Source organism: Deinococcus fonticola, assembly GCF_004634215.1.
GTDB lineage: Bacteria > Deinococcota > Deinococci > Deinococcales > Deinococcaceae > Deinococcus > Deinococcus fonticola.
On sequence record NZ_SMMH01000024.1, the window covers coordinates 45,553 to 57,217 of the forward strand.

The 11,665-nt window shown below is 62.5% G+C and carries 10 protein-coding genes; 4 read left to right on the top strand and 6 right to left on the bottom strand.

The window, feature by feature from the left end; all coding sequences use genetic code 11:
* Positions 1-63: 63 nt before the first annotated feature.
* The gene (locus E5Z01_RS13765; RefSeq protein ID WP_135229882.1) at positions 64-1,551 is read right to left on the bottom strand and encodes an MBL fold metallo-hydrolase; all 1,488 of its coding nucleotides are present in this window, start codon (positions 1,549-1,551) and stop codon (positions 64-66) included.
* 106 nt (positions 1,552-1,657) lie between these two features.
* On the opposite strand from E5Z01_RS13765, the gene E5Z01_RS13770 reads away from it, so the two are divergent.
* The 3 genes from E5Z01_RS13770 (at position 1,658) to E5Z01_RS13780 (ending at position 3,648) form a co-directional block, all read left to right on the top strand.
* Positions 1,658-2,113 (top strand): universal stress protein, encoded by a 456-nt coding sequence (locus E5Z01_RS13770; protein ID WP_119766486.1) that lies wholly within the window; start codon positions 1,658-1,660, stop codon positions 2,111-2,113.
* A gap of 123 nt (positions 2,114-2,236) precedes the next feature.
* Entirely contained in the window at positions 2,237-2,947 is a 711-nt protein-coding gene (bshB1, locus tag E5Z01_RS13775) for a bacillithiol biosynthesis deacetylase BshB1 (protein WP_135229883.1), read from the top strand.
* Positions 2,948-3,183: 236 nt separating this feature from the next.
* On the top strand, positions 3,184-3,648 hold the full coding sequence (locus E5Z01_RS13780) for a DUF3105 domain-containing protein (protein WP_240738435.1): 465 nt from the start codon (positions 3,184-3,186) through the stop codon (positions 3,646-3,648).
* A gap of 12 nt (positions 3,649-3,660) precedes the next feature.
* Here the strand turns inward: E5Z01_RS13780 and E5Z01_RS13785 are convergent, their stop codons facing one another.
* The 3 genes from E5Z01_RS13785 to E5Z01_RS13795 all read right to left on the bottom strand — a co-directional run bounded on the left by E5Z01_RS13785 (position 3,661) and on the right by E5Z01_RS13795 (position 6,223).
* Entirely contained in the window at positions 3,661-4,599 is a 939-nt protein-coding gene (locus tag E5Z01_RS13785) for a magnesium transporter CorA family protein (RefSeq protein WP_135229884.1), read from the bottom strand.
* A gap of 392 nt (positions 4,600-4,991) precedes the next feature.
* Positions 4,992-5,663 (bottom strand): tRNA (adenine(22)-N(1))-methyltransferase TrmK, encoded by a 672-nt coding sequence (locus E5Z01_RS13790; protein ID WP_135229895.1) that lies wholly within the window; start codon positions 5,661-5,663, stop codon positions 4,992-4,994.
* On the bottom strand, positions 5,660-6,223 hold the full coding sequence (locus tag E5Z01_RS13795) for an MOSC domain-containing protein (protein ID WP_205750492.1): 564 nt from the start codon (positions 6,221-6,223) through the stop codon (positions 5,660-5,662). The genes E5Z01_RS13790 and E5Z01_RS13795 overlap by 4 nt, the downstream gene beginning before the upstream one ends.
* Before the next feature lie 260 nt (positions 6,224-6,483).
* Between E5Z01_RS13795 and tyrS the strand changes: the two genes are divergently transcribed.
* Positions 6,484-7,722, top strand: coding sequence for a tyrosine--tRNA ligase (gene tyrS / locus E5Z01_RS13800; RefSeq protein WP_135229885.1), 1,239 nt, complete (start codon positions 6,484-6,486; stop codon positions 7,720-7,722).
* A gap of 402 nt (positions 7,723-8,124) precedes the next feature.
* On the opposite strand, the gene pyk is transcribed toward tyrS, so the two are convergent.
* Both pyk and eno read right to left on the bottom strand, forming a co-directional pair.
* A complete protein-coding gene (gene pyk, locus E5Z01_RS13805) occupies positions 8,125-9,573 on the bottom strand; it encodes a pyruvate kinase (RefSeq protein ID WP_119764251.1) in 1,449 nt (482 codons plus the stop codon).
* 107 nt (positions 9,574-9,680) lie between these two features.
* Entirely contained in the window at positions 9,681-10,952 is a 1,272-nt protein-coding gene (gene eno, locus E5Z01_RS13810; protein WP_135229886.1) for a phosphopyruvate hydratase, read from the bottom strand.
* Positions 10,953-11,665: the final 713 nt, after the last annotated feature.

Below are 11,665 nucleotides of genomic sequence, written 5' to 3' on the forward strand. Positions count from 1 at the left end.
GGACGTTGACGGGAAGGCGGAGGCTTTACGGCCCCCGCCTCTCTTTGCTTTTATCGTCCGACTTTACTCGCCGCCTTCGGCCCGGGCAGCGTCGCTGGTGCCCGTTGCCGGCGTCTCGCTGATGACCAGACCGGGCGGGCGGCCACCCGGGAAACCGGGGCCGAGCAGATCGATGGGCTGGCGATCCGGCACGATGTCGCCTTTCAGGCCCTGCTGGGCCAGCACCGGAATGAAGGCGTCCATCACGCCGACTTCACCGTGAACCAGCCACACGTGCGGGCTCTTGCCGGCCCCGGCGGTGCTCAGGAAGGCCAGCAGGTCGTCCTGGTCGGCGTGTGCCGAGAACCCACCGATGGTGTGCACCTGGGCACGCACGGCGATGTCCTCACCCATGATGCGCACGGTGTCAGCCCCTGTCACGATCTTGCCGCCCAGGCTGCTGGGGGACTGGTAGCTCACGATGATCAGGCTGGTGCTGGGTTTCCAGAGGTGGTGCTTGAGGTGATGCTGAATGCGCCCGCCAGTCATCATGCCGTTCCCCGCCATGATGATGGCCGGGCCGTCGTACCTGTTCAGGCGCTGCGACTCGGCGCTGGTGGGCACCACGTGCAGGGTGCTGGGCCGGAAAGGGTCTTCGCCGTTTTGCAATGCCTCGCGCACGGGTGGAATCAGTTCGTCGCCGAACTCGAAGTACTCGTTGGTGGCGCGGGTCGCCATCGGCGAATCCAGAAACACCGGAATGCGCGGCACCTCGCCGACGTCCATCAGTTGCTTGAGGGTGTGCAAGATCACCTGGGCGCGTTCGATGGCAAAACTGGGAATCAGGATTTTTCCATTGTTCCGCACACTTTCGCGCAGAGCGTCGCGGAACTCGGTCAGGGTCTCGTCCCAGCGGCGGTGGGTGCGGTTGGCGTAGGTCGTTTCGATGACCACAGCGTCCACTTCGGGTGGCGGCGTGAAATCCATTTGCAGGCCGCTCTCACGGTTGCCCAGGTCGCCGGACATCAGCAGGCGGCCCTCCGGCGACTCGATCACCAGGTAGGCGCTTCCCAGGATGTGCCCGGCCCGCTGAGGCGTGACCTTGATGCCGGCTATATTCTCGGTCTGGCCAAATTCCAGGTGGGGGCGCAGCAGGGCCAGGGTGCGGTGAACGTCCGCTTCCTCGTACAGGGGCGGCAGGGTTTCCTCGTCCGGGCGGCCTTGCCGGCGGGCGTGGCGCAGATCCTGGCGGTAGCCGTCCACCTGAAGCCGCGCCGAATCGATCAGGACTGTCTCGGCCAGGGCGGCGGTGGGGGCGGTGCAATGAATGGCCCCCCGGTAGCCGCGCTTGACCAGCAGCGGCAGGCGGCCCACGTGATCGAGGTGCGCGTGCGTGAGGATCACGGCGTCCAGTTCCGCCGGGTCGAAGGGGAACGGCTCGTGGTTGCGTTTCTCCATTTCGTCGCCGCCCTGGAACATGCCGCAGTCCACCAGAATTCGCTTGTTTCCCAGGGTCAGGAGGTGCATGCTGCCCGTGACGGTCAGGGCCGCGCCGAAACTCTGCATTTGCATGAGGGAAGTCTAGCGCCCACACCCTAACGTGACCTGTCCCACACTGTTCTCCAATCTTGATGATCCTTTGAGACATGCTGAGCGGGGCGCGGTGTACTTTGAAGGCATGACGATCCCCCGTACCGCTTTCAACCGCATCCTCGTCGGCGTGGACTTCTCCGGCGGCAACCAGCAGGTGCTGGACGTGGTGCGCCAGCGTTTTCCCGGCGCGACCCTGCGCCTGGCGCACGTCACCGATGCCCGCGTGACCGCCACACCTGACCTGCTGGGTGGCGTGACCCCGGCCATCCCGGACGCCGAACTGCTGCACACGCTGGAAACCGCCGACGGACAACGCCTGAACACCCTGGCCCTGGAAGGCGAGGAAACCGAGTTGCTGGTGGGCGACCCGGTGACCGGCATTCTGGACGCCGCGCGCAACTGGAACGCCGAGCTGATCGTGGTGGGCACGCACTCGCGCGGCGCCCTGGAACGCTTTTTCCTGGGCAGCACCGCCGCCAAGGTCGTGGAGCGCAGCCCCATTCCGGTCCTCACCATCCGCACGCCCGTTGGCCAGCGGTAACCCACCCGCGCAGTCGGAGAGGGGCGCAGGCCAAAGCGCAGTCCGTGCGCCAGCTAGCACAAAAACGAGGAGCTCAAGAAGGAGCAGCGCGCTGGCCCGTTCCCCTGTCCGTAAACTCCCAGTATGTTCGACACTGTTTACGGCACCGTGCAGCCCCTCGACTGGCTGTGCCTTGCCCCGCACCCGGACGACGCCGAAATTGGCGCGGGCGGGACGCTGATTCGCCTGGCCCGGGCCGGAAAGGGCGTGGGCATCCTGGAACTGTCACGCGGGGAAATGGGCACGCAGGGCACCCCACAGGCACGCCAGGCAGAATGCATCGAGGCCGCGAGAATCATGGGCCTGAGCTGGCGCGGACAACTGGGCCTGCCGGACGGCGGGCTGGCTGACCTGCCCGGCGAAGCGCAGGCCCTCGCCAGCGCGCTCAGAGCGGTCAGACCGCGCGTGCTGGTTGTGCCGCACCACCTCGACCGCCACCCGGATCACTTCGGCACGTATCAGCTTGCCAAACGCGCCATTCACCTCGCCGCGCTGAAAAAAGCCGGGGTGCCGGGCGACCCGCACCGCGTCGAGCGCGTCCTGCTGTACCAGGGCAACGCCGACATTCGCGCCAGCATCCTCGTCGATGTCGGCGAAGTCATGGCCACCTGGGAAGCCGCCATCCGCGCCCACACCAGCCAGTTCTCCGGCGGGTACGTGTCCGAAACCGTTACCCCCGAGATCATCGAACGCCGCAAAGGCCGCCTCACCTACTGGGGCACCCTGCTGCGCGTCAAGTATGCCGAAGCCTTCGAAACCGAAGACCCCATGCTGATCGACCCGGCCAGCTTGTAAGGGAAAGCGGTGGGTGGTAGGAAAAAGCTGTTCGCCTGTAGAAAACCATAGAAAAAGATGGGCAGGCCAGGCTTTTCCCGACTTCTGAAGCCAACGACGGCTCGCCGCGTCGGGCCACCGGCACCTTTACCCCCTGCGCTTTACCCTCTACCCTGACCGTTGTGAAGTTGTGCGTCTTGCCCCTCCTTGTGCTGTTGTGTGCCTGCGGGCCGCAGAAGCCGAGGGAAATTGATGATTTGCGTGTCTTTGCCTACCTGGGTGGCGACGTCCGCAGTGGTTCCATTGGCTACCAGGAGAGTCCCCCGTCGGGCGGGCCTTACAACGCCCTGTGGCAGACCTGCGGAACGTACACCGCGCCTATTTACGACGAGTACGCGGTTCACTCGCTGGCTCGCGGGGCCATCTGGGTCACGTACCGGCCCGGGCTGGCGGCGACGGAACGCGAGAAGCTCAGGGCCGTGTTGGTCACCCCCATCAAGGTGAAACAGGGCGAGCAGGAGCGCGAGATCAAAGCGAAAACCCTCGTGTCTCCGCGTGAAAACCTGCCCGCACCCATCGTCATGACTGCGTGGAACGCCCAGATCACCGCGCAAACGGCGGACGACGAGCGTCTGAAGTTATTCGTGGAGCGCTTCGGCGCAGGTGACAGGGTTCCCGAGGCCGGGGCCGGTTGCGCGGGCGGCTTTACCGGCACGCGCTGAGCGGCCCACCGTTCAGAAGATTTTCAAGCGGTAGAAGAGCCAGCCGATGATGCTGGCAATGGCAATGGCGACGCCCACGACCAGCCAGAACCCCAGGGGGCTGTCGTGGAAGGGCAGGCCCTCGACATTCATACCGAAAAATCCGCTCACCAGCGTGGGAATGGCCACCAGAATGGTCGTCACGGTCAGCACCTTCACCACCTGGTTGACGTTGTTAGAAATGACGCTGGCGAACGCGCCGGCCATGCTGGTCAGGATGTTGCTGGCAATGGTCGCCATTTCGATGGCCTGCAGGTTCTCGATCAGCACATCGTCGAGCAGGTCGCTGTCTTCCTCATACATCTCGAAGATGCGGTCACGTTTGACGCGTTCCATCATGGATTCGTTGGCTTTCAGGCCGGTCAGGAAGTAAACGAGACTTTTCTCCAGCTTCAGCAGGTCGAGGATTTCCTTGTTCTGCTGGCTGTGCTCCAGTTTGTCCTCGATGGTGTCCACGCGCTTGTTGATCTGCCGCACGTCGATCAGAAACCGCTGCGAGTTGCGCAGGAACAGTTGCAGCGTCAGGCGGTTTTTCTTCACGGTGCTGACGCGCCGCACCAGGCCACTCAAAACGTCCTTGATGACGGGGTTTTCCTGCAGGGCGCACACCGTCACGATGCAGTGGTCATTGTGAAGAATGCCCAGTGGCACGGTGTCATAGGGAATATCGCTGGTGTCGGGCAGGCGGTAACTGGTCTGCATGATGATCAGCAGCTGGTCTTCGTCTCGCTCGAAACGGGAGCGTTCGTCCGGGTCAAGTGGGTAAGACAGGTAATCCAGATCAAGGCCCGTCTCGGCGCTGACGCGGGCCAGTTCCTCGGGCGTGGGCGCAGCGGCGTTGATCCAGCAACCGTCTATGTATTCGTCCAGAATGGTGAGTTTCCCACCAATGCTGCGGTAGTAGGTCAGCATGATGGGCCGCCTTTCTTCAAGCTGCCTTCGTTCAGGCCGCCGGGTTTGTCTGTGGCGTGGCGCATGGGGCGTCCTCCGGAGTCAGGAATGGCGTGAAAGGCAGACTGGGCGGGTCTTGAGCATCCAGTTGTTCTGTGTTCACGTCATCACCTCCTTGCCGGGCGCACGCAGGCGCAGCGCGTCATGCTACCGGGCGAAAGCGACTGAGTTCAAGAGTGATTACCAAAAGACGGTGAGACACGCTGCCGCCCGTCCTGTATATGTTCGCACGAGCCGAAGATATAGATAGGTTTTCCCTGTTCCAGACACGTTTTTTAATGCCGAGCATAAATTTGACATTGGGTGAATACCACGCTATATTTTTATTATCACCGCCGAGAAAGGCGGATTTTTTATTTCTCCAGAAATTCAAGGGCTGTTTTTGCGGTGTTCAGCTCGTCCTGTGCGGCGCGGCCCGGTGCGGCCAGTGGCGTGAGGCGAGCCAGGTCGTCCAGCACCTGCCGCCGGATAAGCGGGTCACCGGAACGCAGCAGATGCGGGCCGTACCGCAAAGCCGCGTCGAGTGGCACCCCGTCGTAAACGGGGTCGGCCCCGGAACGCGCCTCGAAACGCAGCACGGGATAACTCCAGAACCCGGCCGCGAGCGCCTCGGCCACCAGGTGAAACCCGCTGCGGGCAGCCCACTCGCGCAGGATTCGTGGGGAATCGTTCGGCTGCACCACCAGCGCCGGGGGCAGGCGTTCGCCACCCGCTTTCAGAATGCTCTGGATGGTGTTGGCGCCCATGCCCGTCATGCTGGCGCTTTCTACCTCGCCGGGCCGCAGGGGAGACAGGCCGTTGCCCTGGCGCACCTCCAGGCGGTCAGACAGGCCAGCCAGCGCCACATTTGTCCGGGCGTGCCCGAGCGGGCCGGGGTTCAACTCCACCACCACGCAGCGCTCCACGCGTCCGGTCTGAACCAGCCGAATCGGCAGATGTGCGTGATCCGAACCGATGTCCGCATGGGTCGCGGCGCGAATGAGCTTCAGCACCGCGGCCAGACGGGCGTCCAGAACGGGAATCAGGGCGTGTCCTTCGGCAGTGCCTGCACGCGGTCGCCCACACGCACCGTCCCGCCCTGAATGACGCGGGCGGTAATGCCCCCGTGGCCGCGCACGGCGTTGTACCCGCCGTCTCCCAGGTTCTCTTCCATGCGTGAGCAGGGGTGGCACTCGCCGGTGCCTTCCAGAACGACCTCGCCCAGCTGAAAACGCCGGTCTTTGAGGGCCAGCAACGAAAGACCACTCACCAGGATGTTGCGGCGCAGCAGTTCCGGTGGGACTTCGTCCAGGCCCGCCAGGGCAGCGATCACCGGCAGATGCTCGGCCTGAAGAAGCGTCACCTGCCTCTTGCCGCGCCCGTTCGGTTGAGCGGGAGAAGGCGTCACCGGGTGAACCTCCCCGCCGGTTAGGGCCGTGAGACGGGTCGGCGCGGTTTTCCCGTGATCGCCCACCACGCCCACCAGCGGGTGAATCTCGACTTCGGCCCGGCTGTGGACGGGTTCGCGCCGGCCGGAACGAACACCGATCCACTCGACCTGGCCAGGGCGCGGCAGATGGGCGCGGAGGTCATGCATGGTTTTCACCCGGACATCCTAATGATTCCAGCACGAACCGGCCACGCAGGGAGACTGGAAGGGCAAAAGGCGCTCTATTCGTCTGGATAGGTCAGGTGACGCATTTCCTGCCAGCGCAGGGACTTGCTAGACTGATGGCATGAGGCGTTTGACCCGACGTGCATATCTGTCCTGCCGCTAGGTGGGAGACGGTCTATTCAGCCTGAAATCCAACCCTGAAGCGGCACATTCCAGCGTGAGTGTGCCGTTTCTTCTGTTATGGAGGACGTATGAATGAAATTCGTAGAAATGTCCCGGTCGACGAGCAATTGCAGATCCTGAAGCGTGGCGTGGTGGATCTGGTGTCCGAGGAGGACTTGCGCCGCAAAATTGCCAATGGCCAGCCGCTGCGCGTGAAACTGGGGGCCGACCCTACCCGCCCGGACCTGCACCTGGGGCACGCGGTGATCCTGCGCAAAATGCGGCAGTTTCAGGATCTGGGTCACCAGGTGATCATGCTGATCGGGGATTTCACGGCCATGATCGGTGACCCGAGCGGCAAAAGCAAAACGCGACCGCCGTTGACGCTGGAAGAAACCCGCGCGAATGCCCAGAGTTACCTGGAGCAGTGCAAGTTGATCCTGCGCGACGAGCCGGAAGTGCTGGAGTTGCGGTTCAACGGCGAGTGGCTGGAACCCATGGGGTATGCGGACGTGATCCGTCTGGCGAGCAAGTACACCGTGGCCCGCATTCTGGAACGCGATGATTTCACGAAGCGTCTGAACAATGGCACGCCCATTTCCCTGCACGAACTGCTGTACCCGATCACCCAGGGGTACGACTCGGTAGCGCTGAAGGCCGACGTGGAACTGGGCGGCACCGATCAGCTGTTCAACAACCTGGTCGGGCGCGCTTTGCAAAAGGATTACGACCAGGAACCGCAGGTGGTCATGACCCTGCCCTTGCTGGTGGGTCTGGACGGCACCGAGAAGATGTCCAAGAGTCTGGACAACTACATCGGTCTGACCGACGAGCCGCACATCATGTTCGCCAAGCTGATGAAAGTGCCGGATCCGCTGCTGAACAACTACCTCACGCTCCTGACGGATCTGCCGCAGGAAAAGATCAGCGAGTTGCTGGCCGGGCATCCGGTGGCCGCGCACCGTGAGCTGGCCCGCGAGGTGGTGCGCTGGTTCCACCCGGACGCCGATCTGGACGCCGCCGAGGAACGCTTCAGGAGCGTAGCGAAGGGCGGCATTCCGGAGAATATCCCCAGCGTGACCGTCCCGAAGGCTGAACTGGACGACAGTGCCGACACCGAACAGATCAGCCTGGTGAAACTGGTGGTGCTCTCGGGCCTGGAACCCAGCAACGGCGCGGCACGCAAACTCATTCAGAACCGGGGCCTGAAACTGAATGGGGAAACCTACACGGAGCCTCACGGGCAGCTGAGCCGCACTGAACTTCAGGCCGGTGTAGTTATTCAGAAGGGCAAGGACAAGTTTGTTCGCCTGAAGCTGGAGGCTTGACTCTTGACCCGGTTCAAGATTTAATAGGGTCTTCATGGGCCGCTGGATGTCAGGGCCGTCCCTGACTGGAGCGGGAAGTTATACACAGGCTGCCAGGGATGCCAAAAGTGGTTAGAAACCAGCTATCACACAACAAGAACCTCATTTCGTCCTGACGACTTATCCACAGGCACGGCCTAAAGTTATCCCCAGCCTGTGGATAAAAAAGATGACCTGCCCATCACAGTTCCGCGCTGGGCAGGTTCATGACTGACGCCGCCTTGACCAGAAAACATGTAGGCAAGCGGATGACTGAGAGCGCAGAGCAGCTGGCCCAAGAGGTCGAGCAAATGAACTAATCAGAAGGTGGAAAAACACCATCCCGCTCAGGTGCTTTTCCACCTTCTCCGATCTCTTCGCCCTTTACCAGCGGTCGCTCATGCCTTCGTCGCGCAGGCGTTCGACGCGGAGCATGTTGGTCGTGCCGCGCACGCCAAAGGGAACACCGGCGGTGATGACGTAGCGGTCGCCGGTATCGGCCAGGCCGCTGCGTTTCAGGTCGTCGTTGGCAATGCGCACCATGTCGTCGGTGTCCTGCGGGTCTTCGCTGAGCATGGGCACCACGCCCCATGACAGGGCCAGCTGGTTGCGGGTGACCTCGTTGGGGGTCAGGGCCAGGATGGCGACGGGCGGGCGGTACTTGGCGATGCGGGTGGCGGCCCCGCCGGTGCTAGTGAAGGCCACGATGGCCGGAGTCCCGAGTTTCGCGGCGATTTCCTGCGCGGCGAAGGCGATGGAGTCCTGCGCCAGTTCGGTATCGATCTTCAGTTTCTGCTGCATCTGCCGGTACAGTTCGCTGCTCTCGGCTTCGCGGGCAATGCGGTCCATCATGGCGACGGACTCCACGGGGTACAGGCCACTGGCCGACTCGGCCGAGAGCATCACCGCGTCGGTGCCGTCGTAGATGGCATTGGCCACGTCAGAGGCTTCGGCGCGCGTGGGGCGCGGGAGGCTGATCATGCTCTCCAGCATCTGCGTGGCGGTAATGACGGGTTTGCCAGCGTCCCGGCACATGGCAATGATCCTTTTCTGGATGGTCGGCACCTGTTCGGGGCGCATTTCCACGCCCAGGTCACCCCGCGCGACCATGATGCCGTCGACTTCCTTGAGGATGTTCTCGAAGCGTTCCACCGCCTGCGGCTTCTCGATTTTGGCCATGAGTTTCGCCTTGCTGCCGAAGCGCGCCAGGTAATGCCGGGCGAGCAGCAGGTCGTCGCGGGAACGCACGAACGACAGGGCCACCCAGTCCACACCGATCTCTGCACCGAATTCCATGTCAGAAACATCTTTTTCCGACAGGGCAGGGACGCTCAGATCGGCCTGGGGCACGTTGATGCCCTTGTTGTTCTTCAGCAAGCCGCCGATCACGACGGTGGTCATGACGTCGTTGCCGCGCACGCCGTCGACTTTCAGGGACATGTTCCCGTCGTCGAGCAGCAGGGTCATGCCGGGCGTCACGTCCTGCGCGAGGCCCTTGTATGTGCTGGACACGCGGGTGGCGTCGCCTTCCACGTCGTCCATGGTGATGGTGAACTTATCGCCGGGCGCGAGGGTCACGCTGCCTTCCGGGAAGCGGCCCACGCGGATCTTCGGCCCTTGCAAGTCCTGCAAAATACCGATGGTCACGCCTTTTTGCGCGGCAATTTCGCGCACCATCTGCAGGGTCTGGCGGTGGTCTTCCTTGTCGCCGTGGCTGAAGTTCATACGAACCACGTTCATGCCCGCGTCGATCATGCGGCGAAGCGTTTCCGGGTCGCGGCTGGCCGGGCCAATCGTGGCGACAATCTTTGTAGAACGGTCAAAATGCTTCATTCAAACTCCGTGTGGAATCCCCACTTGGAAACACTTCCAAATCCCCCCAAAAAGGGAGCTATGGGCTACTGCGGCTCACCCGCCCTGGCCCATAGCTTAAACGCTTTTCAGCGCAGTGCTTTGCGCCCTGGGTACACCGCCCGGTCACCCAGCTGGTCTTCGATGCGCAGCAGCTGGTTGTATTTGGCGATGCGGTCACTGCGGCTGGCGCTGCCCGTCTTGATCTGCCCGGCGTTCGTCGCCACCGCCAGGTCTGCAATGAAAGCGTCCTCGCTCTCGCCGCTGCGGTGGCTGATAACCGTGCCGTAGTGGTGACGCTTGGCCAGCTCGATGGCGTCCATGCTCTCGGTCAGGCTGCCGATCTGGTTGACTTTTACCAGAATGGCGTTGCCCACCCTGCGGTCGATGCCCTGCTGGAGCCGCTCGGGGTTCGTGACGAACAGGTCATCCCCGACCAGTTGCACCTTGTCGCCAATACGGGCAGTCAGCTCTGCCCAGCCGTCCCAGTCGTCTTCCGCCAGCCCGTCCTCAATGCTGACAATCGGGTAACGGCTGGCCCAGTCCGCCCAGAAGTCGATCATTTCAGCTGTGGTCAGCACTTTGCCTTCACTTTCCAGGTGGTACTTGCCATCCCTGTACAGCTCGGTCACGGCGGGGTCAAGAGCGATGCAGATGTCCTTGCCCGGCTCGTACCCGGCCTTCTCGATGGCTTCCATCAGGACGCTCAGGGCTTCCTCGTTGCTCTTCAGGTCAGGGGCAAAGCCGCCCTCGTCACCCACGTTGGTGTTCAGTTTCTTGCCGCTCAGCACCTTCTTCAGCGTGTGGAAGGTCTCCGCGCCGTAACGCAGCGCCTCACGGAAGGAGGGCGCTCCGACGGGCATGATCATGAACTCCTGGAAGTCCACGCTGTTGTCGGCGTGCGCCCCGCCGTTGATGACGTTCATCATGGGCACCGGCAGGGTCTTGGCGTTGCTGCCGCCCAGGTAACGGTAAAGGGGGATGTTCAGTTCCTCGGCGGCGGCGCGGGCCGCGGCCAGGCTGACGGCCAGGATGGCGTTGCCGCCCATCTTGCCTTTATTCGGCGTGCCGTCCACGTCCATCAGGGCCTTGTCCAGCGCGGCCTGCTCGCTGGCGTCCATGCCCACCACGGCGGGGCCGAGGGCCTCATTCACGTTCTTCACGGCGTTCAGCACGCCCTTGCCCAGGAAGCGGCCCTTGTCACCGTCACGCAGTTCCAGCGTCTCGTGTGCCCCGGTACTGGCCCCGCTGGGCACGATGGCGCGGCCCACGTACCCGCTGTCCAGGTGAACTTCCGCTTCCACGGTGGGGTTTCCGCGAGAATCCAGCACTTCACGCCCGATGACTTTTTCAATGTTCATGACATTCCTCCTGGGGGTCAAACCCGCGCCACAGGCAGCAAAAGCACGCGGCGAAGGTGTATCAGACACACTATACCCGTGAAGTGTCAGTTGCGGGTCGCCCTGAGCCTGACGGGGTGACACGTCAGCCGGACAGGCTGACTGAGCACGCACGAATCACTCGTATAGATCGGAAGTTTTCCACAAATTTATCCACAACCTCGGTAAGCTGTGGATAAATTTAACGTCAACATCAAGGAATATTCAAATAAGGGTGAAATTTTGCGTTAACAACGGAGTTTTCCACAGGTCACAGTTCCTGTGAACAATTAGACCAGCGAGCAGAACATCTCCCACTGAGACAATCCACTGTGCCGGAACCCATTTCTGAGCATGAATCCGTCTGCGAGGACTTCAGGGACGATGGCTGGAACCATGAGCCGCCTATCTGGAAATTCGTGCGCCACAGCTTGCAAGAAGCGTGTTCCTTCTCCCTGCCGTCGACTTCCTCGCGTGCGTACACCATGAAGGACGACGCCAAGTCCACCTGCTCCGTTCGGACACGTGCCGCGAACACCTGCGGGTCGTCGGGGACGGACATGAAGTAATACGGGACTAAAGTGATAATCAACTATGCGAGCTGCCCAGTTGACCACACACCGCACGACCGATGAGCTGGAACAGGCGTACCGAGCTGCCACGCGACCCGTCGAACGCTCACGCTGGCAACTTCT